Annotated in this window: 26 protein-coding genes; 15 read left to right on the top strand and 11 right to left on the bottom strand. The window is 69.6% G+C overall.

Annotation, left to right across the window (positions count from 1 at the left end):
* Window positions 1-25: 25 nt before the first annotated feature.
* Window positions 26-466 (bottom strand): YtoQ family protein, encoded by a 441-nt coding sequence (locus ACGTNF_RS00185; RefSeq protein WP_394600525.1) that lies wholly within the window; start codon window positions 464-466, stop codon window positions 26-28.
* A gap of 184 nt (window positions 467-650) precedes the next feature.
* On the opposite strand from ACGTNF_RS00185, the gene ACGTNF_RS00180 reads away from it, so the two are divergent.
* The 10 genes from ACGTNF_RS00180 to ACGTNF_RS00135 all read left to right on the top strand — a co-directional run bounded on the left by ACGTNF_RS00180 (window position 651) and on the right by ACGTNF_RS00135 (window position 9,043).
* Entirely contained in the window at window positions 651-1,229 is a 579-nt protein-coding gene (locus ACGTNF_RS00180) for a gamma-glutamylcyclotransferase (RefSeq protein ID WP_394599861.1), read from the top strand.
* A 144-nt stretch (window positions 1,230-1,373) separates the two neighbouring features.
* Window positions 1,374-3,113, top strand: a complete 1,740-nt coding sequence (locus ACGTNF_RS00175) for an isocitrate/isopropylmalate family dehydrogenase (RefSeq protein ID WP_394599860.1) — start codon at window positions 1,374-1,376, stop codon at window positions 3,111-3,113.
* A 46-nt stretch (window positions 3,114-3,159) separates the two neighbouring features.
* Window positions 3,160-3,486 carry a YnfA family protein gene (locus tag ACGTNF_RS00170; protein WP_394599859.1) on the top strand — a complete coding sequence of 109 codons (327 nt, stop codon included), beginning with the start codon at window positions 3,160-3,162 and terminating at the stop codon, window positions 3,484-3,486.
* Between the two features lie 523 nt (window positions 3,487-4,009).
* Entirely contained in the window at window positions 4,010-5,236 is a 1,227-nt protein-coding gene (sstT, locus tag ACGTNF_RS00165) for a serine/threonine transporter SstT (protein ID WP_394599858.1), read from the top strand.
* Between the two features lie 268 nt (window positions 5,237-5,504).
* Window positions 5,505-6,032: a helix-turn-helix domain-containing protein gene (locus ACGTNF_RS00160; RefSeq protein WP_394599856.1), complete on the top strand. Its 528-nt coding sequence runs from the start codon at window positions 5,505-5,507 to the stop codon at window positions 6,030-6,032.
* Window positions 6,029-6,748, top strand: a complete 720-nt coding sequence (locus tag ACGTNF_RS00155; protein ID WP_394599855.1) for an AzlC family ABC transporter permease — start codon at window positions 6,029-6,031, stop codon at window positions 6,746-6,748. The genes ACGTNF_RS00160 and ACGTNF_RS00155 overlap by 4 nt, the downstream gene beginning before the upstream one ends.
* A complete protein-coding gene (locus ACGTNF_RS00150; RefSeq protein ID WP_016855501.1) occupies window positions 6,745-7,089 on the top strand; it encodes an AzlD domain-containing protein in 345 nt (114 codons plus the stop codon). The genes ACGTNF_RS00155 and ACGTNF_RS00150 overlap by 4 nt, the downstream gene beginning before the upstream one ends.
* 118 nt (window positions 7,090-7,207) lie before the next feature.
* Complete coding sequence (locus tag ACGTNF_RS00145) at window positions 7,208-7,750, top strand: sigma-70 family RNA polymerase sigma factor (protein ID WP_016855500.1); 543 nt, start codon at window positions 7,208-7,210, stop codon at window positions 7,748-7,750.
* On the top strand, window positions 7,747-8,499 hold the full coding sequence (locus tag ACGTNF_RS00140) for an anti-sigma factor (protein WP_394599854.1): 753 nt from the start codon (window positions 7,747-7,749) through the stop codon (window positions 8,497-8,499). The genes ACGTNF_RS00145 and ACGTNF_RS00140 overlap by 4 nt, the downstream gene beginning before the upstream one ends.
* A 112-nt stretch (window positions 8,500-8,611) precedes the next feature.
* Window positions 8,612-9,043 (top strand): DUF7282 domain-containing protein, encoded by a 432-nt coding sequence (locus tag ACGTNF_RS00135; RefSeq protein ID WP_016855498.1) that lies wholly within the window; start codon window positions 8,612-8,614, stop codon window positions 9,041-9,043.
* A gap of 89 nt (window positions 9,044-9,132) precedes the next feature.
* Here the strand turns inward: ACGTNF_RS00135 and ACGTNF_RS00130 are convergent, their stop codons facing one another.
* The 5 genes from ACGTNF_RS00130 to ACGTNF_RS00110 all read right to left on the bottom strand — a co-directional run bounded on the left by ACGTNF_RS00130 (window position 9,133) and on the right by ACGTNF_RS00110 (window position 14,571).
* On the bottom strand, window positions 9,133-9,861 hold the full coding sequence (locus ACGTNF_RS00130) for an SDR family NAD(P)-dependent oxidoreductase (protein WP_394599852.1): 729 nt from the start codon (window positions 9,859-9,861) through the stop codon (window positions 9,133-9,135).
* 39 nt (window positions 9,862-9,900) lie between these two features.
* A complete protein-coding gene (locus tag ACGTNF_RS00125; RefSeq protein ID WP_394599851.1) occupies window positions 9,901-10,689 on the bottom strand; it encodes an SDR family NAD(P)-dependent oxidoreductase in 789 nt (262 codons plus the stop codon).
* A complete protein-coding gene (locus ACGTNF_RS00120) occupies window positions 10,686-12,044 on the bottom strand; it encodes an MFS transporter (RefSeq protein WP_394599849.1) in 1,359 nt (452 codons plus the stop codon). The genes ACGTNF_RS00125 and ACGTNF_RS00120 overlap by 4 nt, the downstream gene beginning before the upstream one ends.
* Window positions 12,045-12,102: 58 nt before the next feature.
* Complete coding sequence (locus tag ACGTNF_RS00115; protein WP_394599848.1) at window positions 12,103-12,984, bottom strand: polysaccharide deacetylase family protein; 882 nt, start codon at window positions 12,982-12,984, stop codon at window positions 12,103-12,105.
* 567 nt (window positions 12,985-13,551) lie between these two features.
* Window positions 13,552-14,571: a GntR family transcriptional regulator gene (locus tag ACGTNF_RS00110; protein WP_394599846.1), complete on the bottom strand. Its 1,020-nt coding sequence runs from the start codon at window positions 14,569-14,571 to the stop codon at window positions 13,552-13,554.
* A 376-nt stretch (window positions 14,572-14,947) separates the two neighbouring features.
* Here ACGTNF_RS00110 and ACGTNF_RS00105 point away from each other — a divergent pair, with 376 nt between their 5' ends.
* The 5 genes from ACGTNF_RS00105 (at window position 14,948) to ACGTNF_RS00085 (ending at window position 20,563) form a co-directional block, all read left to right on the top strand.
* A complete protein-coding gene (locus tag ACGTNF_RS00105; protein WP_394599845.1) occupies window positions 14,948-16,468 on the top strand; it encodes an NCS1 family transporter in 1,521 nt (506 codons plus the stop codon).
* A gap of 52 nt (window positions 16,469-16,520) precedes the next feature.
* Window positions 16,521-17,867: an amidase family protein gene (locus ACGTNF_RS00100; protein ID WP_394599844.1), complete on the top strand. Its 1,347-nt coding sequence runs from the start codon at window positions 16,521-16,523 to the stop codon at window positions 17,865-17,867.
* 55 nt (window positions 17,868-17,922) lie between these two features.
* A complete protein-coding gene (locus ACGTNF_RS00095; RefSeq protein ID WP_394599843.1) occupies window positions 17,923-18,225 on the top strand; it encodes a hypothetical protein in 303 nt (100 codons plus the stop codon).
* Between the two features lie 78 nt (window positions 18,226-18,303).
* Window positions 18,304-19,347 carry a CobW family GTP-binding protein gene (locus ACGTNF_RS00090; RefSeq protein ID WP_394599841.1) on the top strand — a complete coding sequence of 348 codons (1,044 nt, stop codon included), beginning with the start codon at window positions 18,304-18,306 and terminating at the stop codon, window positions 19,345-19,347.
* The gene (locus tag ACGTNF_RS00085) at window positions 19,340-20,563 is read left to right on the top strand and encodes an ABC transporter substrate-binding protein (protein ID WP_394599840.1); all 1,224 of its coding nucleotides are present in this window, start codon (window positions 19,340-19,342) and stop codon (window positions 20,561-20,563) included. The genes ACGTNF_RS00090 and ACGTNF_RS00085 overlap by 8 nt, the downstream gene beginning before the upstream one ends.
* 53 nt (window positions 20,564-20,616) lie before the next feature.
* Here ACGTNF_RS00085 and ACGTNF_RS00080 read toward each other — a convergent pair whose 3' ends face one another.
* From ACGTNF_RS00080 to ACGTNF_RS00060, 5 genes are all read right to left on the bottom strand, one after another.
* A complete protein-coding gene (locus tag ACGTNF_RS00080) occupies window positions 20,617-22,404 on the bottom strand; it encodes an ABC transporter permease subunit (RefSeq protein ID WP_394599839.1) in 1,788 nt (595 codons plus the stop codon).
* Window positions 22,391-23,962 (bottom strand): ABC transporter substrate-binding protein, encoded by a 1,572-nt coding sequence (locus tag ACGTNF_RS00075; protein WP_394599838.1) that lies wholly within the window; start codon window positions 23,960-23,962, stop codon window positions 22,391-22,393. The genes ACGTNF_RS00080 and ACGTNF_RS00075 overlap by 14 nt, the downstream gene beginning before the upstream one ends.
* The gene (locus ACGTNF_RS00070; protein ID WP_394599837.1) at window positions 23,959-24,846 is read right to left on the bottom strand and encodes an ABC transporter ATP-binding protein; all 888 of its coding nucleotides are present in this window, start codon (window positions 24,844-24,846) and stop codon (window positions 23,959-23,961) included. Before ACGTNF_RS00070 ends, ACGTNF_RS00075 begins: the two co-directional genes overlap by 4 nt.
* A 4-nt stretch (window positions 24,847-24,850) precedes the next feature.
* Window positions 24,851-25,681, bottom strand: coding sequence for an ATP-binding cassette domain-containing protein (locus tag ACGTNF_RS00065; protein ID WP_394599836.1), 831 nt, complete (start codon window positions 25,679-25,681; stop codon window positions 24,851-24,853).
* 166 nt (window positions 25,682-25,847) lie between these two features.
* On the bottom strand, window positions 25,848-26,786 hold the full coding sequence (locus ACGTNF_RS00060) for a LysR family transcriptional regulator (RefSeq protein ID WP_394599835.1): 939 nt from the start codon (window positions 26,784-26,786) through the stop codon (window positions 25,848-25,850).
* Between the last annotated feature and the right edge of the window lie 70 nt (window positions 26,787-26,856).

The raw sequence follows: 26,856 nt of genomic DNA, 5'->3' as shown, positions 1-26,856 counted from the left end.
CTCCTCCTCGGTGGCGGCGGCGGAATCAGCCGCGCAGCACGTGGCGCAGGATCTCGACCACCTCGGCCGGGGTGGTCGCCCAGGCCATGGCGGCGGCGTCCACTTCCTTGAGCGGATGAACGATGTGGTCGCCGTGCAGGGTCACGTAGGGCTTGCCCAGGGCGGCGCAGTAGCCCGCATCGAAGGCCGCGTTCCACTGCTTGTACTTGTCGCCGAAACGCACCACCACCAGGTCGCTCCGCTCGATCAGCGTCTTGGTGCGGATGGCGTTGACCTTGGACGACTTGTGGTCGCGCCAGAAGCCCTCGCTCTGCGGGCCGAGATGATCGCCGGCCGCATCGCTGGCGTCATGGTCGGTGACCGGCGCGGTGAAGGCCACGTCCAGGCCCGCGGCCCCGGCGCCGAGACGGATCTCCTCGCGCCATTCGGTGTGGATCTCGCCGGACAGATAGACGGTGAAGCTCATGGTGTCGGTTCTCCTCATGGGCCGGCTCGCGCCGGTCTTGTCGGTCGGATCGACAATCCTACGTCATCGCGCTTTGTGCACAAGGTTACGGTGAAATGAATACACGGCCATGACTTCGACAAGCCGCGCCTGGCCGCGCATCATGGGGCGCCCACGACGGCAACGAAGGACGCGACAGTCTCCCATGGCGCTCGACACCACCGCGCTCAACCGGCGCATGACCCACTTCGACGACCACGACGATCTGTGGCTGTTCGGCTACGGTTCGCTGATCTGGAAGGCCGACTTCCCCTTCCTCGAGCGCCGGCCGGCGCGCATCCACGGCTGGGTGCGGCGCTTCTGGCAGGGCTCCCACGACCATCGCGGCACGCCCGAGGCCCCGGGGCGCGTGGCGACCCTGATCGCCGAGGAAGGCGCCGCCTGCCTGGGGATGGCCTACCGCATCACGCCGGAGACCCTGCAGCCGCTCGACGTGCGCGAGAAGAACGGCTACCTGCGCGAGCTCACTCCGCTGCACTTCGAGGACGGCACCGGCGCCATGGGGCTGACCTACCTGGCCACCGCCGACAACGCCGCCTTCCTGGGCGAGGCGCCGCTCGACGACATGGCCCGCCAGATCGCCGGGGCCGAGGGCCCGAGCGGCCCCAACCGCGACTACCTGCTGCACCTGGAGACGGCGCTGGCGGAGCTCGGCGTGACCGAGGAGCACGTCAGCGAGCTGGCCCGCCGGGTGCGGACGCATACTCCCGCACGCCCCGCCTAGCGGCCCGGCGGGAGCATCGAAACAGGGCGACGGCATTGGGTGTACAATGAAACCCTGATCGCATGGCAGCCGGCGTCCTTCCGGCCACGACGCCCAGGGACGCGAGGCTGCGTGGATTCCACGAGCACGAACACGGGAAGAGTGATGAGCGACAAGATCCAGGTGGCGGCCCCGCTGGTCATCCTGCACGGCGACGAAATGGCCCAGGTGGCCTTCGAGAAGATCATCGATACCTTCGTGACCCGACCGCTGGCCATCGAGCTGGTCGAGATCGACCTGACCGCCGAGAACCGGCTGCTCACCAACGGCCAGGCCGTCCTCGACGCCATCGACGCGCTCAACCGCCACCAGGTCGGGATCAAGAACGCCGGCATGACCGTCAATCGCGAACAGCGCGACGCCCTGCTCGCCCGGCACCCCGAGCTCGACGCCGCCACCCTGCATCCGCTGGCCACCAAGTCGCCCAACGGCGCCATCCGCAAGGGCATCGGCGGCAACATCACCCGCGAGGACATCGAGTTTCGCAACCTCAAGGTCGAGCGCCCGACCTGGGTCGGCCGCGACATCGAGGTCGAGACCATGGAGCACGGCGGCACCAAGGACAGCTACAACGCGCTGTCCTCGGCCACCGGCGTGGTCAAGCTGCTGTTCGTGGGCGAAAGCGGCGACCCGGTCGAGCTGCATCGCCGCGAGGTCAACAAGGGCGACCCCTGGCTGCTGGCCACCAACGACCTGGACGACGTCAGGGCCTGGGCCCACCGCTTCTTCCGGCGCGCCCTCGACGAGAAGCGCGACATCTACCTGGGCCTCAAGGACACCGTGATTGCCGGCTATGACGGCGTGATGCGCGCCGCCATCGAGGACATCTACCGCGAGCACTACCAGGCCGACGCCGAAGCGCTGGGGCTCGCCTACCACTACGAGCTGATCGACGCCCAGGCCGCGCGACTGGTCGCCAACCCGCCCGAGCGGGCGCTGTGGGGCGTGCCGGACAACAACACCGGCCGCAAGCTCTACAAGCTGGTCGAGCAGCTCAAGCGCCACGGCATACCCGACCGCAAGGCCCAGGTGTCGATCTCGCGGATGAGCGCCGGCGGCGGCGACCAGTACGGCAGCTTCAACGCCCCCGCCAGCGAGGACGGCATCCTCAAGGTGGTGGTCGATGGCGAGGAGAAGCACGCCCGCCGCGTCAAGCAGGGCGATCCCATCCTGCTGATGTCCAACGACCGCGAGGCGATCAAGGACTGGGTGCTGCAGGTGTTCCGCGACGCCTCGCGCAAGGACAAGGAGGTCTACTTCGGCCTCAAGCGCGAGTACATGGACTACGACGAGGTGTTCAGCGACGTCATCACCGAGGCCCGCCGCGCGCTGGCCCACAACGACACGCCGCCGCCGTCGTTCATGATCATGCGACCCTCCAGCCAGCTGATCAAGATGATCACCGACCCGCCCCGCAACGCCCTCTACCCGGCGCAGAACCTGGACGGCGACATCTTCTCCGACATCTCCGCCGCCCTCGGCGGCAGCCTGGCCACCGCCAGCTCGATCATCGAGAGCAAGAACGGCACCATGCTGTTCGAGGCGCCCCACGGCACCGCTCACGATCTGTACCTGAAGTACCTGGAGAGCGACGGCAAGGAGGCGCACTTCAACTCCTCGGCGCTGATCTACGCCGTGGGCAACGCCCTGGAGACGCTGGCCGAGCGCGAGAACAACGCGGCGCTGGCCGACTACGCCCGGCGCCTCAAGGCGGCGCTGATCGACACCATCGGCGACGGCATCGTCACCGGTGACCTCAAGGGCAAGACCACCGATCCAACCACCGAGACCGTGGTCGACATGCACGGCTTCCTCGACGCCGTGGAGGCGCGCCTGACCGCGTGATCGTTCCTTCTTCCCTCATGCTGCACTTGTCTGCTCCGGCGGCGTCATGCTGACGCTGCCGGTCTATGTGGCCGCCGCCCTGGCCGAGATCGCCGGCTGCTTCAGCGTCTGGGCCTGGTGGCGTCAGGGCGCCTCGGCGCTGTGGCTGCTGCCGGGGCTGGCCAGCCTGGTGCTGTTCGCCTGGCTGCTCAGCCTCTCCTCGGCCGACCATGCCGGCCGCGCCTATGCCGCCTACGGCGGCGTCTATATCGTCGCCTCGCTCGCCTGGCTGTGGGCGGTGGAGCACCGCCTGCCCGACCGCTGGGACCTGCTCGGCGCCGCGCTGTGCCTGGCCGGCGCCGGCATCATCCTGCTGGCCCCACGGAGCGGCTGAGTCGATCCGTCACCTTCGGCATCCTCGGCGCGACAACCGCCGATGATTGACTTAGGCTCCATCGGTTGACGCCACTTCCCCGGTGAGCGCCACTCGGCCCGGGGCCGGGCCTTCCTTGACCAACCGGGAAACGGTTCCGGCCGGATGTCGGTCAGGACATCTGCCGCTGCCTCGGCGGCGAGGCCACCCCGCCGCTGAGCCATAACGACGACCCGTACCTGCACTTCCGCCATCCCTGAAGGCCTCTGCCTGCCGGCGGCCTCACCGCATATTCCACCCTGAACACGGCGACAGATCAGCACACCCTGCTGGTTTCAAGAGAAACCAAGGTCGTACCCCCTATCGTTTTACGTCGATGGTAGAATTCGCGCGCCTGCCCGGGAGACACCCGGGCAGGGCGTCGACAGGCCATCGCCATCGCGTGTCCCGACCCCCGCGGCACCCCGCGACGTGGCCACGTGGTGATACGGCGACCCCGGCGCACGACACGTTCATGCACCCCGTGATTCCACAAGAGACACCCATGATCGCTACCCTCAACTCCCTGGGCCGCCCGCTGCTGCGGATGGGGCTGATCCCCCAGATCGCGCTGGGCATCGTCGCCGGCCTGCTGCTCGCCACCCTCGCCCCCGATACCGCCCAGTCGGCCGCCCTGCTCGGCCAGGTCTTCGTCTCCGCGCTGAAGGCCGTGGCGCCGGTGCTGGTCTTCGTGCTGGTGGCGGCAGCGATCGCCAACCATCGCCAGGGCCAGCCCACCCACATCCGCTCCGTGCTGGTGCTCTACCTCATCGGCACCCTGGTGGCGGCGCTGGTCGCCGTGGCGGCGAGCTTCGCCTTCCCCACCAGCCTGGCGCTGAACGCCCCGGCGGCCAGCGGCACGCCGCCCGGCAGCGTCACCGAGATCCTGCGCAACCTGCTGCTCAACGCCGTGGCCAACCCGGTCGAGGCGCTGATGGAGGCCAACTTCATCGCCATCCTGGCCTGGGCCGTGGGCCTCGGGCTGCTGCTGCGCCGCGCCGCGGACACCACCCGCACCGCGCTCAAGGACCTGTCCGATGCCGTGTCGGGCATCGTCCAGACGGTGATCCGCTTCGCTCCGCTGGGCATCTTCGGCCTGGTCGCCAACACCCTGGCCGAATCCGGCCTCGACGCCCTGCTCGACTACGGCCGCCTGCTGCTGGTGATCGTCGGCTGCATGGCGTTCGTGGCGCTGGTCACCAATCCGCTGATCGTGTTCCTGAAGACCGGCCGCAATCCCTATCCGCTGGTGTTCACCTGCCTGCGCGGCAGCGCCATCACCGCCTTCTTCACCCGCAGCTCGGCGGCCAACATTCCGGTCAACCTGGAGCTGTGCAAGCGTTTGAAGCTGCACGCCGATACCTATTCGATCTCGATCCCGCTGGGCGCGACGATCAACATGTGCGGCGCCGCCATCACCATCACCGTGATCACCCTGGCCGCCGCCAACACCCTCGGCATTCAGGTCGACTTCGTCACCGCGCTGCTGCTGTGCATCGTCTCGGCGCTGGCCGCCTGCGGCGTGTCAGGCGTGGCCGGCGGCTCGCTGCTGCTGATCCCCATGGCCGCCAGCCTGTTCGGCATCTCCGCCGACGTGGCCATGCAGGTGGTGGCGATCGGCTTCGTGATCAGCGTGGTGCAGGACTCCACCGAGACGGCGCTGAACTCCTCCACCGACGTGCTGTTCACCGCCGCGGCCTGCCGCGCCGACGGCAACACCGACGAGGCCTGAGCCTCGCCTGCCCGGCCGCTGCGGCGGCCGGGTACCTTTTCTCTTTATCCTCCTCCCGCCTTCGCTTCTTCCCTTCCTCCTCGCCACTGCCCGCGGCGTCTCCCGCCCCTTCTCCTTCATCGTGCGCCTGGCGGCATTCCCGGTCGCTTCCTACCCCGGCCCGGCATAGCGCCGCCGGCCGGACAGCCTCCCTTGACAGTCGGTTGTTCTTTTTATAGAACGTTCCTTATATCGAACAATTCGTACCCCCCTTGTACCGGAAGCTTCCATGGACCATCTCGCCCTCAGCACCCTGGGCCAGCACCTTCAGCGCCTGCGTCAGGAGCGCGGGCTGTCGCTGTCGCAGCTGGCCGCCGCCGCCGGCCTCGCCAAGTCGAACCTGTCGCGCCTCGAGCAGGGCAACGGGAACCCCACGCTGGACACCATCTGGCGGCTGGCGGTGCAGCTGAACATGCCCTTCGGCACCCTGGTGGCGCCGATCACCGTGCCCCTCGGCGAAGACGGCGTGCAGGTGAGGCTGATCGACCAGGGCCAGGAAGGCCGCCAGGTCGACGCCTACTGGATGCGCTGCGCGCCCCATACCGATCGCCATGCCGAGGGGCACACCCCCGGCGCCACGGAATCGCTCACCGTGCTCAGCGGCGAGCTCGAGGCCGGCCCCGAGGACGACCTGCGCTCGCTGCAGGCCGGCGACACCCTCGCGTTCGGCGCCGACCGCCCCCACCGCTATCGCACCGGCGAGCAGTGGGCGACGCTGATCCTGACCATCGTCTACGCCGAGAGGAAGACATCATGATCGACCAGGCGACCTCGGCGCCTTCCCGCGCCTGGCTGTCCGGCGTGCGCGAGGCCTTCCCGCTGCTGGGCGGGTACGTGCCGGTGGCGATCTCGTTCGGGCTGATCGCCGTCCAGGCCGGCTTGACGGCCTGGGAGGCGACGCTGATCTCGACGCTGATCTACGCCGGCGCCTCGCAGTTCCTGCTCATCGGCATGATCGCCGGCGGCGCGCCGCTGTGGCTGGCGGTGGCCATGACGCTGCTGCTCAACGTGCGCCATGCGGTCTACGGCCCCAACCTGGCGCCGTGGCTGGACCGCAGCCGCTGGTGGCTCGTGCTGATGCACGGCCTGACCGACCAGGTCTTCGCCCTGGCCCATCACCGCTTGCCGCAGCTGCCGGAAGCGCAGCGCCTCGGCTGGTTCACCGGTGCCGCGCTGCTGGCCTGGACCAGCTGGATCCTCGGCACCCTGCTCGGCGCCCTGGCCGGCGACTGGCTGATGGCGCGCTGGCCGCTGCTGGGCGAGATACTGCCCTTCGCCCTGCCGGCGCTGTTCCTGGTGCTGGTGGCGCCGCGCTGCACCTCGAAGCGCTGGAGCCTGGCGCTGATGATCAGCATCGGCGTGGCGATGCTCTGCAGCCTGGTCGGCTACACCAACATCGGCATCCCCATCGCCGCCGCCTGCGGCGCCCTGTGCTTCACCCTGGTCCGCTTCACGCCGGGAGGCGCCCCATGAGTAACGACCTCTGGCTGGCCCTGCTGGCCACGGCCCTCGGCACCCTGCTGATTCGTCTGCTGCCGCTGCTGTGGATGCAGCGCCGTCTCCGTCGCCTCGACGGCGCGGACGGCATCGAGGCCATGCCCCGCTGGCTCTCCCTGCTCGGCCCGATGATGGTCGCCGCGGTGCTCGGCGTGTCGCTGGTGCCTGATCGCCTCGACGCCATCGGCTGGCTGGCCACCGGGATCGGCGTGCTGGCGACCCTGGTCGTGTGGTATCGGCGGCGCTCGCTGGGCTGGCCGGTGGTCGCCGGCGTCACCGCCTTCGGCCTGGTGGAGGTCCTGGCCGCCCTCCCCTGACGCCCGGGCGCAGCGTGGAAAGACGGCGCCTTGACCGTCACGACGGCGAGGCGGCAGTCTGCGCGGGCATGATGCCGCTCTCACCGGCCTCGACCATCGACATGACAGGGAATGTGGTATGTCCAGTGATCGCCTGCAGGACCTGCTCCAGCGCGTGACTCGGCGCGACCGACAGGCCTTCGCCGAACTCTATGACGCCACCTCGGCGAAACTCTATGGCACGGTGCTGCGTATCCTGAAGGAACGGGGGCGCACCGACGACGTCGTGCAGGAGGTCTACGTCACCATCTGGCAGAAGGCCGGGCAGTTCGACGACGGCCGGGCCTCGGCGATCGCCTGGATGGCGAGCATCGCCCGACACGCCGCCATCGACGAGCTGCGCCGACGGCCCCGGGCGCCCCATGAGTCGGACGACGTCCTCGACCAGACGCCCTCCGATGCCCCCGGCGCCCGGGAGCACGCCGAGCGCGACGAGAACGCGCGCCGCCTGCATGCCTGCCTGGCCGAGCTGGAGGGCAACCGCCGGGACATGGTGCGCCTGGCCTATCTGGATGGCTGGTCCCGGGCCGACCTGGCCGCCCACTTCGAGCAGCCGGTGAACACCGTCAAGACCTGGCTCCATCGAGCCCTCAAGCAACTCAAGGGGTGTCTGGCGTCATGACAGACCACGACGACATCGACATGCTGGCCGCCGAGTTCGTGCTCGGCACCCTGGGCGCCGACGAGCGCGCCGAGATCCAGCGCCGCCGACGGGGAGACCCCAAGCTGGACGGCCGCATCCTCGAGTGGGAGACGCGCCTCGCCCCCCTCGGCGATGACATCGCCTCGGTGGCACCGGGGCCAGACCTGCTGGCGAGGATCGAGCGGCGCATCGAGGCACTGGAAGCCACGCCGGACACCGGCGAGCGCGAGGGCAAGGTCTCCCAGCTCGACGCCATGCGGCGCCGGCTGCGCTTCTGGCGCTGGAGCACCGGGCTCGCCTCCGCCGCGGCGCTGGTACTGGCCGCGGTGCTGATCGTCCCCGTCGAGCCGGGGACGAGCGAGTCGCCGTTCGTGGCCGTGTTCCAGCAGGACGACCAGCAGCCCGCCTTCATGCTCTCCGTGGACCTCGACAGCCGTCGCCTGAACGTGCGGCCGGTCACCGCCGAGCCGCTGCCGGACCGCGCCTATCAGCTGTGGATCAAGGACGCCTCGCTGGGGCCGAATCCGCGCTCGGTGGGCGTACTCAATGACCAGCTGAGCCTGCCGGCCGACGCCCTGAGCGACTTCGATCCCGAGCTGATCAAGCGCGCCACCTTCGGCATCAGCATCGAGCCGCCCGGCGGCTCGCCCACCGGCCAGCCGACCGGCCCGGCGATCCACGGCTACCTCTATCCCACCGATCAGGACGCCTCGGCCCAGCGGCTGTGATTTTTTTTCGCGCCGAGGTGAAACCGCCGTCGCTCGTCTCTCGTAACTGCGGGCACGCCCCTCCCAACCACTTTGCTTCGATGGGGCGTGCTCGGAACTCAAGGAGAGAATGATGATGACCAAGTTCATGGCAAGCGCATTCGTATCCGCCGCTCTGCTCACCGGCGCTTCCCTGGCTCAGGCGGAAATGCACGGCGACATGCATCCGGAAGTCTGGGCCGATGACCAGTCCGTCGCGGGCGGCACGGTCACCGCGGAAAAGGTCATGGCGGGCAGCAACGGCTGGCTGGTGGTGCACCGCACCGATGACAGCATGAAACCCGGCCCGGTGGTCGGCCATGCCCCGCTCAAGGAAGGCGAGAACATGGATGTCACCGCGATCCTCACCGAAGACGTCAGCGCCGGCGACCAGCTGATGCTGATGGTGCACAGCGAGGAAGGCGGCATGGAGACCGGGATCTTCGAGTACACCCTCGGCGCCTCGGAAGACGGCCCGATCAAGATCGACGGCAACCTGGTGATGAGCACCATCACCGCGCAGTAAGCCGCCCGGCAGACCGCCAGAACGACAAAGGGGCCCCCAGGGGCCCCTTTGTCGTGACGGCGGTTCCTGCCATCACGCGACGAACGGTGCTACATCACGTCGCCGCTGTTGGGGCCGAGGGCCTGCCCCAGGTACAGGTCGCCGTCCGGCGAGGCCGCCAGCAACAGCGCCGTCGGCGCCACTTCTTCGGCCTTGCCGAAGCGTCCCAGCGGCAGCTCGGCTTCCTTCTCGCCGATCCATTCGCGGCTAACGTCGCCCAGCAGCGGCGTGCTGATCGGCCCCGGCGCGATGGCATTGGTCAGCACATTGTACTGCGCCAGCTCCCGCGCCATGGACTTGGTCAGCCCCAGGATACCGGCCTTGGCCGCGCTGTAGTGCGCCATGCCGATGCCCCCCTTGTGGGCGAGCTGGGAGGCGATGTTGATGATCCGCCCCGCGCGCTGTTCCACCATCAGCGGTGCCACGTAGTGGCAGGCCAGGAACACGCCGCGCAGGTTGACGGCGATCATCTGATCGAAGACCTCCGGCGACATCTCGGTGATCGGGCACTCGTTGAGGATGCCCGCGCTGTTGACCAGCACATCGATCCGCCCGTGACGCTCGACCACCGCGTTCACGAGTGCCTGGACCGATTCGGCGGAGCCGACGTCGACGCGATGGGCCGAGCCCCGGGGCCCGCACAGGTCGACACAGGCGTCCCGGTCAAGATCGGCCAGGGCCAGCGTCGCGCCTTCGGCCTGAAACAGTGTCGCGATCGCCTGGCCGATGCCGCTGGCGGCGCCGATGATCAGGGCGACCTTGTTGTCTAGTTTGCTCATTGAAGTCTCCAAAGGCAGGGAGCCGAGGCTCCCTCTCCGTCAGCTCGGCCAGCGGACGGTCAGTCCGCCGTCGACGATCAGCTGCTGGCCGGTCACATAGGACGCATCGTCGCTGGTGAGGAAGCGCACGGTGCGAGCGACCTCCTCGGCGCGCCCCACCCGCCCGGCGGGAATCTTCTCGCCGGCCGCCGCCAGGCCTTCTGGCCCCAGCGAGTTGACCGGGTCGAGCGACTGCGGCGTCTCGATCAGTCCCGGGATCAGGGTGTTGACGCGGATGCCGCGAGGCGCGAGCTCCACCGCCAGCGACTTGACCAGCCCCACCAGGCCGCTCTTGGCCGCCGCGTAGTGGGCATGATCATCCCAGCCGTAGACGCCGCCGGCGATGGAGGACACGGCCACCATCGAGCCCGGCCCGGTCATCGCCCGGGAGGCGCTGCGGAACAGGCGCATCACGCCGGTAAGATCCACCGACAGCATGTCGTTCCAGTCCTCATCGGAAAGCGCTTCCAGCGGCGACTGGCGCAGGATGCCGGCCGCGGCCACGGCGATATCCAGCCTACCGAAGGCCTCGATGGCCGCCTGGGCCAGCGCGTCGCACTGGGCGCCGTCGCGCACGTCCACCGCCACGGCGACGCACTCGCCGCCGGCTTCCTTCACCGCCTCGACGGTGGTCGCGACATCATGGGGATCGCCGGGATAGTAGCCGGCCACCACCTTGACGCCGGCCTTGGCGTAGCTGACCGCCAGGGCCTGACCGATGCCGCTGGCGGCACCGGAGATGATCACGACCTTGCCGGCCAGGCCGTCGTCCCGAGTCAGATTGCTCATGCGGCTGCCTCCTCGAAGGCGTTCTGTTCATGGAGATCGACCTGGCGGGTGCCGAACATCAGCAGGCCACTGAGCACCAGCGGCAGGGAGCCGGCCAGGATCGCCGCCCAGGTCATGGTGACGCCGAGAGACAGCAGCACCGATACCAGGCCGGAGCCGATGATCGCGCCGACCGGTGCCATCACGTGGGCCACGTTGGCCCCGGTGCCACGCACGTGGGCCGGGAAGGACTCGCCCATGTAGAACAGGATCGCGGCGAACGGCCCCAGCAGGAAGAACAGGGTGATGGCGTACATCACGTAGACGAAGCCGTCGCTGGCCGGGCCGAGCAGCATCAGCAGGCTGGCGATACCGCCGAGCAGGAAGCCCATCAGCACGGTGCTGCGACGGCCGATGCGATCGCCCAACCAGCCGTGGGTCAGGTAGCCGCCGAAGCCGACCGCGTTGGCCAGGATCAGCACGTACAGCGAGCTCTCGAAGCTGACGCCCTTGGCCTCCACCAGCACGGTGGTGCCGAGCACCGCGAAGACCTGGATCGCCATCCAGCTGAACAGCCAGACCAGCGACAGCGAGATGGTGTGACAGCGCAGCTCCGGCGTGAACACGCCCTTGAGGCCCTGGTTGTTGCCGGTGTTGATCTCGACGTCATGCTCGGCGGCGAGGCGTGCGGCGCCCTCGGCGTCACCCGCCTTGCGGCGACGCTCGATCTCCTTCATCGCGGCGAACACCGGCGACTCTGGCAGCTTGAGCGCCATCACGATGACGATGATCGAGGCACAGGCGGCGACGAAGAAGCTGCCGCGCCAGCCCATCACGGGCAGCAGCAGCGAGGTCATGCCGGCGGCCAGCAGCGCGCCGACCGGCCAGCCGCTCTGCACCAGGCTGTACATGAAGCCGCGCCCCTTGGCCTTCTTGTAGATCTCGTTGAGGTAGACGGCGTTGACCACCTCCTCGGAGACCGCGAAGCCGGAGAAGGCGCGAATGATCACCATCGAAGCGGCGCCGATGGCGATCCCCGACAGCCCGGAGCTCATGGCCCCGCCGATCACCAGCAGGATCAGCGTCTTCTTGCGCCCGAAGCGGTCGAGCATGGTGCCGACCACCAGCGAAACGACGAACACCCCGATGGTGGCCCAGGTATTGACCGCCGTGGCCTTGGCGGTGCTCCAGCCGAAGTCATCGGCGATCACCGGCAGCAGGGTGCCGAACAGGGTGTAGTCGTAGACCGACGCCACCCAGGCGATGAAGCAGACCAGCGAGGCATAGCCGATCTGTTTCTTGGTGATGACGGCATTCCATGGCTCGTCTGCGCTTGAGCGGGTCTCGGCGGGCCCGCGGGAGGTTGGCTCGGTCATCGACGTCACCCTCTTGTTATCGTTTGTCGTTATGTTGTGGTGTCGGGCTGGACCGCGATCAGCCGCGCGGCTGGCGCTCGGCGAAGTCGTCGGCGATCTCGTCGAAGGTGCAGAAGCGCACGCCTTCATGGCTCTGCATGTACTCGATCAGACGCTCGAGCATCATCAGGTTCTGCGGGCGGCCGCAGACATCCGGGTGGATGGTCATGGTGAAGACGGCATAGTCATTTTCGCGGTAGACCCAGTCGAACTGGTCCTGCCACATTTCGCCGAGATGGCGCGGGCTGACGAAGCCGTGGCTGTTGGGGGCCTTCTTGATGAACATCATCGGCGGCAGGTCGTCGAGGTACCAGTTGGCCGGGATCTCGATCAGGTCGGTCTCCTCGCCCCGCTCCAGCGGCTTCATCCACTCCTCGGCGGACTTGGAGTAGTCGATCTTGGTCCAGGAGTCGCCGACGCGCACGTAATAGGGGTGGAAATCGTTGTGCATCAGGCTGTGGTCGTACTTGATGCCCCGCTCGAGCAGCAGCTCGTTGGTCACCGGGCTGAACTCCCACCACGGCGCCACGTAGCCGGTCGGGCGCTTGCCGGACAGCTCGGTCACCAGCTCGATGCTGCGGTCGAGCACGTCGCGCTCCTGCTCGCGGGTCATGGCGATGGGGTTCTCATGGCTGTAGCCATGCACGCCGACCTCGTGACCAGCATCGACCACGGCCTTCATCTGCTCGGGAAAGGTCTCGATGCTGTGGCCGGGGATGAACCAGGTGGTCTTGAGGTTGTAGCGCTCGAACAGCTTGAGCAGGCGCGGCGCACCGACCTCGCCGGCAAACAGGCCGCGGGAGATGTCATCGGGGGAATCCTCGCCGCCGTACGAGCCGAGCCAGCCGGCGACGGCATCCACGTCGACACCAAATGCACAGAGAATCTCTTTCTTCGCCATCTTCGAACACCTCGTTATTGGGTCTTGGTCTGGTGTGCTTGCGGCAGGCGACGGCGATCGTCCGCCCGCATCATTTTGAAGACTGGATACAAAGGTCATTTTTGTCAACACAGACCTCGGCGCCCAGACCGTCAACACGACGCCCATTTTTACGCCTCAACCAGGCGCCAAAACACAGACTTAACCGTATAGACAGGAAGAAACACTGACATTTAGCTGAAGAGCCACATCAATCACCCAAAATAACTCATCGACGTCTTTTTTCCGGACAGGCACCCATATCTTGCCAACCCGCGACAAACGTCATTTTTAGCGGCGTGAATGAAGACCGGCACGGGGCGCCAGCCGGTCATGCCGGGCGAGCCCGTGCCGACCCGCCGGTCGATCGAAGGGCGGCCAGGCCGCCCCGAACGGCCACAGACCAGGAGCCAAAGGCCCAGACAGGAGAACGGAAGGAGAGAACGGGCAGAGGCGGGGCAAAGAAGGGCAGCACGACCGGACGGCGCACACGGCAAGGCACCGGGAGGACGGCGGCGATCCGCCCGGCGGGTCAGGCGCGAAACGCCCTCAGGTGATCTTCACCAGGTAGGGCGGCAGGTCCGGCTCGGGGAAGACCGACAGCACCTTCAGCCGGCGCCGGGTGCGCTCGGCGGCGGCCTGGAGATGCGACTGCAGACTGGACGCCGCGGCATCATAGGCGCCGAACGACAGGTGGTCGAGCACCAGCTTGTGCTCCATCAGCAGCGGCTCGTCCGGCGGCACGCCGAGCGTCTGGAAGAAGATGCGATTGACGATCACCGGCAGCTGGCTCTGGGCGATCATCTCGCGGGCCTTGCGATTGCGGTAGTGACGCAGGCAGCGCTGGTGCAGATCCTGCTCCAGCCTGAGGATGGCCGCGGCACTCTGGCGTTCTGGATGATCGATCAGGTACCGGACCTCGGCGCGCATCGCCTCGAGCTCGGCATGCTCCAGCAGCGGTCCGGACACCTTCAGGGCCGCCGGTTCGAGCAGCACGCGAATCTCGTAGTCCTCGGCCACCGCCTGGGCCGTCAGCGGCCCGGCCAGCCAGTGGGAGTGGCGATCCTTCTCGATCAGCCGTTGATTACGCAGGCGGCCCAGCACTTCCCTGGCCACCGTGCGGCTGACGCCGTAGTGCTCGCTGAGCATCGTCTCGACGATGCGAAAATGACCGAAGGCCAGGCAGGTGGCCACGGCCTCCTCGACCTGCGCATAGATGCGCTCCGCCGCCGGCCGGGTATCCACGGCCGGACGCTCGTCGGTGTCGAGCCTCAGCATCTCGGGCGTCAACGGCTCCCGGGCCGGCGTCACCGCGTCGGGGTCCGGGGTCGCGAGGAAGCCGCGCCCCTCGAAGCGACTGATCAACCCCTGCTCGTGCAGCAGCTCCAGCGCCTTGCGCACCGGACCACGACTGGTACCGAACAGCCGTGCGATGGGCCCCTCGAGCAGGATCATGTTGGCCGGCAGACGCCGGGCCCGCATGGCCTCGCGCAAGGACGCCTCGATCATGGCATAGCGAGGGGCGCGCCCCCCCTGTTGCCGCTTGGAACTGCCTGCGTTCGCCAGCACCCGCTCCTCCCTGAAGTCATCGCCCCGCAACGCCATCCTCCCACTCGATGGACGCCATCATCCTCTGGCCATCGAGTGCCTGGGCGTTCCAGGCGTATTTTGACACTTACCCCCGACCCTTTCGAGCCGACGAAAGATGGCCGCTGTCACCAAACACCATTCATCTATCGTCGCGAAAAACACCCCAATATTTTTTCTCTTCAATGACGAGGCATTAGGAAGAGCGAGCGTTCGATTCCTATCTTACGGCGACGAACCCCTTGGCAAAAAATGATTTTTGTATCCATACTACATTTAAGGCGCCCGGCGAGACCGGATTCGCTCCGCCCGGCGCCGCACACCAACAACAAATGACCATCTCCTCAGGAGCGATCCCGTGGCCCAACCACACGACATCGGTGGCGCCTCCGCGCCCTCCCAGCCGGACAACGACCGGCAACACCTGCTCGAGGCCTCCATCCTGCCGGTCTGGCTCAACCAGCGAACCATCGGCTTCTTCGGCTTCATCTGGCTGTGGATCGGCATGGCAGTGATCATCGCCACCTTCCAGCTCGGCGCCGGGGGCGTCGCCGGCCTGCCGCTGTACCAGGTGGTCGCGATCATCTTCATCGCCAACCTGGTGCTCGGGGTAGTGATGAGCCTCACGGCGGACATCGGCACCGAACACGGCCTGTCGTTTGCCGTCTACCTGCGCGCGCCCTTCGGCCTCAAGGGCACTCACCTGCCCGCGGTGTCGCGCGGCGTGGTAGCCGCCATCTGGTTCGGCGTGCAGACCTATCTCGGCGCCCTGGCCCTCAACGGCATCGTCGAGTACCTGTGGGGCCTGGATAACTGGATCCTGTGGTACGCCCTGTTCGCCGTGGTACAGATCGTCAACACCGCCCTCGGCATCCGCGCTGTGGAACTGCTGGCCTCCATCGCCGCGCCCTGCATCGTGGCGATCTCGGTGTGGATGTACTTCACCCTGGACGTGCTGGCCGAGACCCAGGGCATCAACATCTGGACTTTTGTCGGCGACCAGGACGTCGCCGCCCTGGGACTGTTCTTCGCCAACATGGCCTTCTGGTCGGCGCTGGCGGTGGATATTCCCAACCTGACCCGCTTCCTGCGTGCCCCCGGCGGCGAACGCGGCTTCTTCCGCCGCAACCGCAACGTCTTCATCGCCCAGTTCCTGGCGCTGCCCGCCACCCAGGCGTGGATCGCGCTGATCGGCGGCGTCTCCTTCATCGCCGCCGGCGACTGGAACCCGGTCACGGTCATCCAGGGCCAGGGCGGCGGCCTGACCCTGATCGCGCTGCTGCTGATGGTGATCCTCGCCCAGTGGTCGACCAACAACGCGGCCAACCTGATCCCGGCCGCCCTGACCTTCGTCAACGCCGGCGCGCCGCGGGTCAGCTATCCGGTGGCGCTGGTCATCGCCGGGGTGATCGGTACCGCCTCCATGCCGTGGCTGATCCTCGACAACCTGTTCACCTTCCTCAGCTACTACGGCGCGGTGCTGTCCGCGGTAGGCGGCATCATGGTGGCGGACTACTACCTGCTGCGCCGCCGCCGCCTCAACGTGCCGGCACTGTTCGACCCCGAGGGCCAGTTCCGCTTCCTGAACGGCGTCAACCCGGCCGGCCTCATCGCCTGGATCGTGGGCGGCGGCCTGGCCCTGGTGTTCCTCGAGTACGCCTATGCGGTCGGCTTCGTCACCGCCCTGGTAGTCTACGTGGTGCTGATGAAGGCCTGGATCCTGCGCCGCTATCCTCAGGAGGAACTCGAGAGCGGCTTCGACGACCGCTTCCTGGCCACCTCGGTGGACCGCAACTGGGTCTACACCGAACAGGGTCGCTTCGAGCGCCTGCGCACCGACGACATCCCGGCCTCCGCCCTCAAGCGCGAGGATCGCTAACGCGACCGCGGGCGCCGTCGCGACGGCGCCCGCCCATCTGGAGACACGGCTCATGGTTGCTTCCCCCCGAACCGCCCTCGCCCTCGGCGCGGCCATCCAGCGCGGCGATCTCGACCCGGTCGCCCTGGCCGAACGGACCCTGGAGAAGGCTCGAGAGAGCGACGCGGTGTTCATCTCGCTGACCCCGGAGCGCGCCCTGGCCGAGGCCGAGGCCGCCGCCCAGCGCCGCCGCCACGGGGCCGGCCTCGGCCCGCTGGACGGCGTACCGCTGGCCTGGAAGGATCTGTTCGCCATGCGCGGCACCCTGACCACCGGCGGTAGCCGGGTGCTCGCCACGGCGCCCGACGAAGGCGACGCCCTGGCGGTTCGTCACGCGGCGAGCGCCGGGCTGGTCAGCGTCGGCAAGACCAACCTGACCGAGCTGGCCTACTCGGGCCTCGGTCTGAACCCCCACTTCGGCACGCCCCACCACACGCCGGGCGATGGCGAGGCCCGCGCACCGGGCGGCTCCAGCTCGGGCTCGGCCATCGCCGTGGCCCAGGGCATCGTGCCGGCCGCCATCGGCACCGATACCGCCGGTTCGCTGCGCGTGCCCGCCGCCTTCAACGGCCTGACCTCCTATCGCCCGTCCCAGGCCCGCCATACCCGGGAAGGCGTCACCCCGCTGGCCGACAGCCTGGACACCATCGGCGTGATCGCCACCACGCTGCCGGACTGCCTGGCCATCGACGACGCCATGCGCGGCCGGCCGGTCGCGACACGAACGCCGGCGGATCCGGAGCGCGCGGTCATCGTGGTCGACGACGCCTGCCTCGAGGACCCGCGGGTCGAGCCGGCCGTGCGCGACAACCTCACGCGCGCCGCCGAGCGTTTCGCCGAGGCCGGCTTCCGGGTGGTCCATCGCCGCCTGGCGAGCGTCGGCGACACCCTCTCGCTGATACACGGTGTCGGATGGCTCGGCGCCGCCGAGGCCTACACCGAATATCGCGAGCTGCTGGCCCGGGACGAGGCCGAGCGGATGGACCCGCGGGTCCGCCAGCGGCTGCTGGCGGCGCGGCACATGACGCCGGACGCCGTGGTGACGCTCTATCGCCGGCGCCGGGCGCTGCAGGCCCGGCTGCGCCAGGAGCTGGCCGGCGCCGTGCTGCTGACCCCGACCGTGGCCCACGTCGCCCCGCCGCTGGGCCCGCTGGAGGCCGACCCCGAGCACTTCGCCGCGGTCAACCTGGCCACGCTGCGGCTGAGCATGGTGGCGAGCCTGCTGGATTCGCCGGCGGTCGCCCTCCCCAGTGGCACCGATGCCGAGGGCCAGCACACCAGCCTGCAGCTCAGCGCCCCCTGCGGCGACGACGAGGCGTTGCTGCGGGTGGCGCTGGCGGCCGGCGAGTGCCTGGCCTGAATGTCACGACACCGGGCCGGCCATGCCGCCGGCCCGCCCGAAGCGAGGAGGTTTTATGTGCGGACTGTGCGGCGCCTTCGGCGGCGAGGACCACTGGAGCACCCAGATCGAGGACCCGGAGCAGGCCCACCACGCGCGACGTCGCGCCCGGGCCTACCGGGCGACGCTGATCAACCGCGTGCTCGGCGTGCGGCGCCTGACCATCGAGGACTTCCAGGGCTCGAGCTTCGTGCTCGCCACGGCCACCGGCAAGCGTGAGATCGTCCAGGACCTGGGCGGTGTCTGGCGCCAGGCCGAGCAGATGACCGGCCGCGAGCTCGACCCCCTGGATCCGGCGTTCCTGGCGGCCCTGGCCTGACGTCGGGCCGCCCTGCCCCTGCGCCTTTCTCTACCGTTCTCTACGTCTCACCCCCTGCCACCGGCGAGGAGCCGCCCCATGAACGACAAGACGCCCCTGCTGCCGGTTCACGTGATCTCCGGCTTCCTCGGTAGCGGCAAGACCACCCTGCTCAAGTCGGTGCTGGCCAGCGAGGCCTTCGGCGACAGCGCGGTGCTGATCAACGAGTTCGGCGACGTCGGCCTCGACGACCGACTGCTCGGCGAGATCGCCGAGGACGCGATACTGCTGGCCAGCGGCTGCGTCTGCTGCACCATCCGCGGCGAGCTTTCCGAGGCCCTGCGGCGCCTGCTGTCCCAGCGCCAGGACGGCACCATCCCGCCGTTCAAGCGCATCGTGCTGGAGACCACCGGCCTGGCCGATCCCGGCCCCATCGCCTCCACCATCACCGCCGATCCGGTGCTGCGCCATCACCTGCGCCCGGGCACCAACCTGACGCTGGTCGACGCCGTCAACGCCGAGGCCAGCCAGCAGCAGCACCCGGTGTGGGCGTCCCAGGTGGCGGTGGCCGACACCCTGGTGATCAGCAAGACCGACCTGGTCGACGACGAGGCCGTCGCGGCGCTTCGCCAGCGGCTCGCCGGCCTCAACCCGGCGGCCCGCTGCCTGGGCCCCGAGGCGCTGGATCAGCCGAGCGACGCTCTGTTCGCCGCCGGCCCGCACCTGCAGCGCTTCGGCCCGGCCGCGGCGACGGCCTGGCTCGGCCCCTGGACGCCATCGGCACAGCCCGCCGACAGCGGGCATCTCGGCGACGTGCATTCGTTTCGCCTGGGGCTCGAGGGCGAGGTGGACTGGAACTGCTTCGGCCTGTGGCTGTCGATGCTGCTCAACCGCCACGGCGCCGACATCATGCGAGTCAAGGGCGTGCTGCACGTCAGGGACGACCCGCGTCCGGTGGTGCTCCACGGCGTGCAGCACACCATCCATCCCCCGGAGCACATGGAGACCTGGCCCGACGACGAACGCCGCTCGGAGCTGATATTCATCACCCGTGGTATCGACGCCGATCGCGTGGCAGACTCGCTGAGTACCTTCATGGACGCCGTGAGCGACCATCCCAGCCCCAGGATCCTGCATGCCTGAACCCGTCTCCGTCACCGAACCGGCCGCGCCCTACGTGCAGCGAGGCCCCGTCAACCTGCGCGTGCTCGGCACCTCGGTCACACTGTTGGAGAGCATTCGCCAGCGCGCCCGCGAGGACCTGGGCATCCGCCTGAGCTTCGAGGTGCTCGACGGGGTCGCGGCCCAGCGCGCGGGCGTGCTGGCACCGGGCAGCTTCGACATCTACGACCAGTGGTTCCACAACGTCGACTTCGTGTGGCCGGCCAACGCCATCCAGCCCATCGACATCGCGCGGATCACCCACTGGGACCAGATCAACGACCTGCCCAAGACCGGCCGCCTGACGGCCCATGCGCCGCTGGGTGCCGGCAGCCACCCGGTCGACCGCCTCTACGTCCAGCCCGACGGCAGCCTCGGCGCGCGGCCCAGCGAGCGCATCACCATGCTGCCGGTCAGCCACAACGCCGACAGCTTCGGCTATCGGCTGGACATGCTGCCGGAGGGGCTCTCCCCCGACCGCGAGAGCTGGGGCTGGCTGCTCGATCCGCGCTGGCGCGGCATGGTCAGCCTGCAGAACGACAGCGCCATCGGCGCCATCGACGCCGCCATGGCCGCCAAGGCGATGGGGCTGGTCGACTTCGAGGACCTCGGCAACCTCAGCGTGGCGGAGATCGACCGCCTCATCGACTGCCTGATCGAGCTCAAGCGCCAGCAACACTTCCGCGCCTTCTGGAGCAACCAGGATCAGGCCTCCTCGGACATGGTGCGCGGCCGGGTCGGCATCGAGAGCCTCTGGTCGCCGGCCATGACCGACCTCAAGCAGCGCCAGATCAAGGTGCGCATGGCCTCGCCCCGGGAAGGCTATCGCGCCTGGTACGGCGGCATCTCGATCTCGCGCCACGTCGAGGGGCGCACGCTGGACGCGGCCTACGACTACCTCAACTGGTGGCTCTCCGGCTGGCCCGGCGCGGTGATGGCGCGTCAGGGCTATTACATCTCCACTCCCGAGCTGACGCGCCCGCATCTCTCCGCGGCCGAGTGGGACTACTGGTACGCCGGCAAGCCGGCCTCGGAGGATCTCGCCGGGCCTTCCGGCTCTTCCGGCATGATCCACCGCGGCGAGATCCGCGACGGCGGCGACTACCAGACCCGCATGAGCCGCATCGCGGTATGGAACACCGTGATGGACGAGCACAACTACCTGGTCAGGCGCTGGAACGACTTCATGTCGGCCTGACACCGGCCTGACAACCGACAGACGAATGAGCGGGCGCCCGGGCGCCCGCCCCGTCACGCCCCGCCGGCCTCGCGCCCGCGCCACAGGCCGGACAGCGAGACCGCCAGGATCGACATCAGCACCAGCGCCAGCGACGGCACCAGCACCGCCCAGGGCGCGCGCTCCAGGTAGGGCATGCTGTCGGCGAGCAACAGCCCCCATTCCGGCGCGGGCGGCCGCGGGCCGAGCCCGAGGAAACCCAGGGCGGCCAGCGCCAGCGCGGTGCCCGGCAGGCGCAGCATGGCGTGGCGGAACACCGGCCCGACCAACGCGGGCAGCACGTAGCGCGACAGCAGCCGCCAGCGCCCCACGCCGAGTACCGGGGTGATGCGCACGTGCGGCTGGGCCAGGGTCTCGCTGACCAGCGCCGAGGTGTGCGCCGCCAGCGGCGCCCAGCTCACCGCCGTCACCGCGATCACCGCGCCGGCGGCGCTCGGCCCCATCAGGCCGGCCACGATCAGCCCGGCGATCACCGGCGGCGTGGCGTTGGTGACCTCGATGGGCCCGGCCGCCAGCCGCGGCATCAGCCCGATCGCGAGCCCCAGCACGAAGGTGACCAGCACCGTGGCCAGCGCCATGCCCATGGTCGAGAGCGCGCCGTGGCTGACCCGGGCCAGGATGTCGCGGCCGATGCCGTCGGCGCCCAGCGGCAGCCCCGCCCCCGGCGGCTGCAGGCGCAGGTAGGCCGAGGTCATCGGATCGCGGGCGAGCCCCGCCAGCACGATCACAAGCAGCAGCGCCGCCGCCACCGCCGGCACGATCCAGCGCCAACCGCCGCCGTGGGCCACCGGGGCCGCCACCGGCACCGCGCCGGCCCGCATCGCCCGACCCAACAGCAGCGAGCGGCCGAGGTTGGCCAGCCCGCCGAGCGCCACGGCGATGGCCAGCAGGATCAGGATGCCGGTCTGCAGCGCCGGCAGGTCCTGGGCAGAGGCCGCGCCGAGCGTGGCCCGGCCGAGGCCGGGAATCGAGAACACCTGCTCGACGGCGATCGCCCCGCCGGTCAGGCCCACCACCACCAGCCCCACCTGGGGCATCAGGCTCGGCAGGGTGCGCTTCAGCGCGGCCAGCGCCAAGCGCCGCCGCGAGAAGCCCGCCATGTGCCAGGTCGCGACCCAGCGCTCGGCGAAGGCCGAGGTCAGGCCGTCGCTAAACAGCCGCCCCAGCAGGCCGCCGGCCGGCAGCCCCAGCGACAGCGCCGGCAGCACCAGGTGGCGCCACTCGCCCCAGCCATAGGGCGGCAGCCAGCGCAGCCAGGCGGCGAACACCACCAGCAGCAGCGCCGCGAGCAAAAACTCCGGCAGCGCCGTGACGGCCGCGGCCATCGCGCCCGAGCTCGGCGCCGGACGACCGTCGAGGCCACGCCGCAGGGCCCGCAGGCAGACCAGCAGCGCGGTGGAAAGCGCGACGACCAGCGCCGCCGCCATCAGCGCAAGCGACACCCCGGCCGCCTGCAGCAGGCCCGGCAGCACCGGGGTACCGGAGATCCAGGAGGTGCCGGCATCGCCGTGCAGCAGGCCGCCGACCCAGTGGCCGAGCGTCTCGAGCGGTCCCATGGCCAGGCCCAGCTGCTCGCGGATGGCATCGAGCGCCTCCGGAGTCGGGTTCTGGTCGCCGGCCCGGGCGCGCAGGATGCTCAGCGCCGGGTCGCGCCCCGAGAGCCACGGCAGCAGGCCCACCAGCACCACCACGCCGCCGAGGGTGAGCAGCCGCGACAGGGTCGGCAGCAGCGCGCCCCACGCGATCGACGGGCCGCGCACCGAGCGTCGCGCCGACAGGCTCGCGCCCTTACTCGGCGCCATCGTCGATGAACCGGGTGTGCTCGTTGATCAGCTCACGCTCGCGCGGGTCGCGCACGGCGCCGGCGACGCGGGTGGCCTCGCCCTGGATGACCCGCTCGTGGAGCATCGGCACCGCGGCATCGGTGGCGAGGATCGCCGCCTCGGCGTCGATGATCGCCTGACGGCGCTGCGGCCCCGGCTCCAGGTCGGCGGCCTTCTCCAGCGCCGCCTCGACCTCGGCATCGCACAGCTGGGCGATGTTGAAGGAGCCCTCGCAGGCGAAGTCGCTGACCATGTAGGCCACCGGATCGCCGGAGTCGAGCATGGTCGCCCGGGACAGGATGAAGGCGTCGAACTCGCCGGCCAGCATGTCCGCCTCGATGTGCGCGTACTGGCGCACCTCCTGCTGGACGTCGAAGCCCGCGGCCTCGAGCTGCTGCTCCAGCAGCACCGCGACCTCGGGCAGCTCGGCGCGGTCGGTGAAGGTGCCCAGGGTGATGGCGACGCCCTCCGGGGCCGCGGCCTCGGGCCGCCCCTGCACCGGCGTGCGCAGCCCGTCGGCCCACTGCAGCGCCGGGCCCAGCAGGCCGTTGGCGATGTCGGCGCGATTCTCGTAGACGGTGCGCACGATGGCCTCGCGGTCGAGCGCCTCGCGCGCCGCCGCCCGCAGCGCCGGGTCCGCCAGCGGCCCGGATTCGGTGTTGAGATAGAGGGTGTTGGTGCGCGGCATCGGCACCTCGTGGATCAGCTCGGGGTCGATCAGCGCGACCTGGGACACCGGCACCGCCTCGACCACGTCGGCCTCGCCGGTGCGCAGCGCCGCGCCGCGGGCCGTGCCGTCCGGCACGTAGTCGACATCGATGCCGGCGAGCTCGGCGCGCTCGCCCCAGTAGCCCTCGAAGCGGTCGAGGCGCGCGCTCTGGGTGCCGTTGATCTCGTCGAGCACGAAGGGCCCGGTGCCGGCCTCGGTCGGATTGACGGTGCCGTCGTCGCGGTAGGCCCGCTCGGCGAGGATCGCCAGCTGCGGGCTGGACAGCCGATTGGGCACCAGCGGGTCGGCCTCGGCGGTGCGCACGATCACCGCCCCGTCGCCGTCGGCCTCGATCGTCATGTCCACGCCGTCGAGGATGCGCGGCTTGGGCGCCGCCCGGGTGGCGGCGGTCAGCGAGGCCACCACGCGCTTGGCGGTCAGCGGCGTGCCGTCGTGGAAGGTCACGTCGTCGCGGATCGCGAAGCGCCAGCGGTACGGATCGAGCCGCTCCCACTCGGTGGCCAGGAAGGGCTCGGGGCTGCCGTCGTCATCGAGGCGGATCAGCGTCTCGGCGGTGCTCCAGCGCGACAGCTTGAAGGCATCGTCGGTCAGCGGATTCAGTCCGGAGCGCGGCGGCTGCAGCATGGCGACCCTGAGGCGCCGCTCGCCGGCGTCGGCGGTCTCGGCGGCGGTCTCGCCGGCATTCTCGGTGGAGGCCGACTCTTCCTGCTGGCAGCCGGCCAGCAGGGCCAGCGCGAAAAGGCTCAGCGACAGCGGCGCCAGGGGAAACGGCAAGGCACGGCGAAGGGACAAGGGGCGAAGGCTCAAGGGGCTAGCTCCTGGGAACGATGGGCCGGCGTGGCGGCGGAAAGGGAACCGGGGGTAAGAGACGTCGGAGGAAGATCCTGGCCCGGCAGCATGGCCGCGGCCCGGATCAGCGCCGCCGTGCGCTCGTGCGCCGGCGCGCGAAACAGCGCCTCGGTGGGGCGGTCCTCGATGATCGCGCCGTCGTCCAGCACCAGGGTGCGCTGGCACAGCCGGCAGACCACCGAGAGGTCATGGGAGATCAGCAGCAGGCCGATGCCGGCCTCGTGATGCAGCGTCTTCAGCACCCGGGTCACCTGGGCCTGGAGCGGCAGGTCGAGGCCGCTGAGCGGCTCGTCGGCCAGCAGCAGCCGCGGGCGCACGGCCATGGCCCGGGCGATGGCCACCCGCTGGGCCTGGCCACCGGAGAGCTCGGCCGGGCGGCGCATCAGATAGCCGCCGTCCAGGCCGACCTGCTCCAGCGCCTCGCCCACCCGCGGCTCGTGCGGGCCCTCGATGCCCAGCCGCACCAGCGGCTCACGGATCAGCTCGCCGACGCGCATGCGCGGGTCCAGCGAGGCCGCCGGATCCTGGGGGATGACCTGCACCACGCGGCGATACCAGCGCAGCGCGCGCGCCGAGCCCGGCGCGATGCGCCGCCCCCGGCAGACGATCTCGCCGCCGTCGGCCCGGGTCAGGCCGAGCATCAGGTTCAAGAGCGTCGACTTGCCGGCGCCGGATACCCCGGCCAGGCCGATCAGCTCGCCGGGGTAGAGGCGAAAGTCGATGTCGCGCAGGGTGTGGCGCCAGTCGCGGCCGCCCCACCAGCGCCGCGGCCCGGGCATGCGCTTGCCGACCCCGGAGACCCGCAGCAGCGAGCCGTCGTCGTTGAGTTCGGGCATCGTCATGGGCCTACCCTGCCGCCCGAAGACGCGGCGGCTCGGCCGGCGCCTGGAGGCGTTCGCGGTGGCCCAGCGCCGCGACCAGCTCGCGGGAGAAGCGGTGACGCGGCGCGGCGATGATGTCGGCCAGCCGACCGCTCTCCACCAGCCGGCCCTGATCGATGATCAGCGCGCGCTCGCACAGCCGCGAGGCGGCGGCCATGTCGTGGGAGATGAACAGCAGCGCGGGCGTGTCGGCGGTGCCGGTGGTCTCGCGCAGCAGCGCCAGCACCTCGGCCTGGGTCAGCACGTCGAGCGCCGTGGTGGGCTCGTCGGCGACGATCAGCGACGGCCGGCAGGCCAGCGCCAGCGCCAGGCAGGCCCGCTGGCGCTGGCCGCCGGAGAGCTCCGCCGGCGAACGTCGCATGACCCGTTCGGGCTCGGCGAGGCTCATCCGCCCCAGCAGCGCGACGGCCGCCTGCTGCGCCTCGCGACGGGAGAGTCCCTGGAAGCGCCGGAAGGGCTCGCGCAGCTGGACGCCCACGCTGACCAGCGGGTTGAGCGCGGCCTGGGTGTTCTGGAACACCATGCCGGCGCGGGCCTGCGCCGGCCGCCGGGTCGCGCGCACCCCGCCGACCTCGAGGCCGTTGAGGCGGATGGCGCCGTCGATGCGGGCCGCGGGCGGCGTCAGGCCGAGGATCGCCCCGGCGGTGAGCGACTTGCCGGAGCCCGACGGGCCGATCAGGCAGACCCGCTCGCCCGGCTGGACGGCGAACGAGAGGCCGTCCACCACCGGCCGCTGGCCGAGCCGGATGCGCAGGTCATCCACCCCGAGGACGGGGGCGTATGCCGGTGATGTCACGTCATGCTCCTGTCTCGCCGCTCGCGAAGGGCGGAAGGTTATAACATAACGTGTTGCAGAAACACTATCCGCGGGCTCGCATGACGCACCCCTTCATCGCGGTGTCGCCACGCCGGCCCGGATCAGCGTGAGCGACGGATCAACCGCCGGGATGATCGATACGCCCTTACGTCAGCGCGCCCTGGTCAGGCAGCGTGCGACAGCACACGATGATCTGTTCGCGCAGCCAGCGATGTGCCGGGTCCTTCTGATAGCGGCGATGCCAGCTGAGATGGAAGGGAAAGGCATCGAAGGCCACCGGCGGCGCCACGGGCGTCACGCCGAACTGGCGCCGGAAGTGCTGGCAGAGCCCCGTGGGCAGGCTGGCGATCAGCGAGGAACGCTCCAGCAACGCGGGCACCGCCATGAAGTAGGTCACGGCCAACGCCACCTCCCGCCTCAAGCCCTGGCCTTCGAGCTGCTTGAAGATGCCGCTTTTCAGGCGCGTATGGGGCTGCACCAGGACGTGGGCATAGCGCTCGAAATCGTCCCTGGTCATCTGCCCATTGCCTTCCAGCCGCTCCAGCAGCGGGTGCCCGTTGCCGACCAGACACTCGATCCCCTCGCGGATGACCTCGCGCACGACCAGATTATCGGGAGGATCGACTTGGCGCCCAAACGCCAGATCGGTCGTACCGCTCATGACGCCGGCCTCGCTCATGTCCTGTGACAGGCGACGCACCTGCAGGGTGATGCCCGGCGCCTGCTCGCGCAGGACCCCGGCCAGCGCGGGCAGTATCAACACTTCGAAATAGTCGTTGGCCGCGATCTCGAAATGGCGCTGCTCGGTGGCCGGTGAAAAGTCCCGCTCGCTGGTAATCAGGCCATCCAGATCGGTCAACGCCGACTCGATGACGGGAAAGAGGTGGTCGGCCTTCTCGGTCGGACGCATGCGCTGGCGGTCGCGGATGAACAACGGGTCGTTGAACAGCTCGCGCAGGCGACCCAAGGCAGCGCTCACCGACGGCTGGCTGAGGTGCAGACGTTCTCCCGCGCGGGTGACGTTCTGCTCCAGGTACAACGCATGGAAGGTCCGCAGCAGGTTGAGGTCGTAGTTGAGTTTCATCCGGGGCACTCACGGCAGCGTCTGAGGTGGCGGCGACCCACCAGGTATTTGCCTCAATAATAGTGCGTAT

Origin of the sequence: Halomonas sp. B23F22_10 (assembly GCF_043496975.1) — a bacterium.
In the GTDB taxonomy this organism is placed as follows: Bacteria; Pseudomonadota; Gammaproteobacteria; order Pseudomonadales; family Halomonadaceae; genus Halomonas; species Halomonas smyrnensis.
This window is presented reverse-complemented; position numbering and strand designations above follow the sequence as displayed.

Coding starts and splice junctions, on each gene's coding strand:
- ACGTNF_RS00160 (WP_394599856.1), top strand. CDS start 5,505: ATGGACCATCTCGCCCTCAGCACCCTGGGCCAGCACCTTCAGCGCCTG.
- ACGTNF_RS00145 (WP_016855500.1), top strand. CDS start 7,208: ATGTCCAGTGATCGCCTGCAGGACCTGCTCCAGCGCGTGACTCGGCGC.
- ACGTNF_RS00090 (WP_394599841.1), top strand. CDS start 18,304: ATGAACGACAAGACGCCCCTGCTGCCGGTTCACGTGATCTCCGGCTTC.
- ACGTNF_RS00185 (WP_394600525.1), bottom strand. CDS start 466: ATGAGCTTCACCGTCTATCTGTCCGGCGAGATCCACACCGAATGGCGC.
- ACGTNF_RS00100 (WP_394599844.1), top strand. CDS start 16,521: ATGGTTGCTTCCCCCCGAACCGCCCTCGCCCTCGGCGCGGCCATCCAG.
- ACGTNF_RS00135 (WP_016855498.1), top strand. CDS start 8,612: ATGATGACCAAGTTCATGGCAAGCGCATTCGTATCCGCCGCTCTGCTC.
- sstT (WP_394599858.1), top strand. CDS start 4,010: ATGATCGCTACCCTCAACTCCCTGGGCCGCCCGCTGCTGCGGATGGGG.
- ACGTNF_RS00175 (WP_394599860.1), top strand. CDS start 1,374: ATGAGCGACAAGATCCAGGTGGCGGCCCCGCTGGTCATCCTGCACGGC.
- ACGTNF_RS00080 (WP_394599839.1), bottom strand. CDS start 22,404: ATGGCGCCGAGTAAGGGCGCGAGCCTGTCGGCGCGACGCTCGGTGCGC.
- ACGTNF_RS00130 (WP_394599852.1), bottom strand. CDS start 9,861: ATGAGCAAACTAGACAACAAGGTCGCCCTGATCATCGGCGCCGCCAGC.
- ACGTNF_RS00070 (WP_394599837.1), bottom strand. CDS start 24,846: ATGACGATGCCCGAACTCAACGACGACGGCTCGCTGCTGCGGGTCTCC.
- ACGTNF_RS00125 (WP_394599851.1), bottom strand. CDS start 10,689: ATGAGCAATCTGACTCGGGACGACGGCCTGGCCGGCAAGGTCGTGATC.
- ACGTNF_RS00140 (WP_394599854.1), top strand. CDS start 7,747: ATGACAGACCACGACGACATCGACATGCTGGCCGCCGAGTTCGTGCTC.
- ACGTNF_RS00180 (WP_394599861.1), top strand. CDS start 651: ATGGCGCTCGACACCACCGCGCTCAACCGGCGCATGACCCACTTCGAC.
- ACGTNF_RS00150 (WP_016855501.1), top strand. CDS start 6,745: ATGAGTAACGACCTCTGGCTGGCCCTGCTGGCCACGGCCCTCGGCACC.
- ACGTNF_RS00085 (WP_394599840.1), top strand. CDS start 19,340: ATGCCTGAACCCGTCTCCGTCACCGAACCGGCCGCGCCCTACGTGCAG.
- ACGTNF_RS00115 (WP_394599848.1), bottom strand. CDS start 12,984: ATGGCGAAGAAAGAGATTCTCTGTGCATTTGGTGTCGACGTGGATGCC.
- ACGTNF_RS00170 (WP_394599859.1), top strand. CDS start 3,160: ATGCTGACGCTGCCGGTCTATGTGGCCGCCGCCCTGGCCGAGATCGCC.
- ACGTNF_RS00095 (WP_394599843.1), top strand. CDS start 17,923: ATGTGCGGACTGTGCGGCGCCTTCGGCGGCGAGGACCACTGGAGCACC.
- ACGTNF_RS00120 (WP_394599849.1), bottom strand. CDS start 12,044: ATGACCGAGCCAACCTCCCGCGGGCCCGCCGAGACCCGCTCAAGCGCA.
- ACGTNF_RS00060 (WP_394599835.1), bottom strand. CDS start 26,786: ATGAAACTCAACTACGACCTCAACCTGCTGCGGACCTTCCATGCGTTG.
- ACGTNF_RS00155 (WP_394599855.1), top strand. CDS start 6,029: ATGATCGACCAGGCGACCTCGGCGCCTTCCCGCGCCTGGCTGTCCGGC.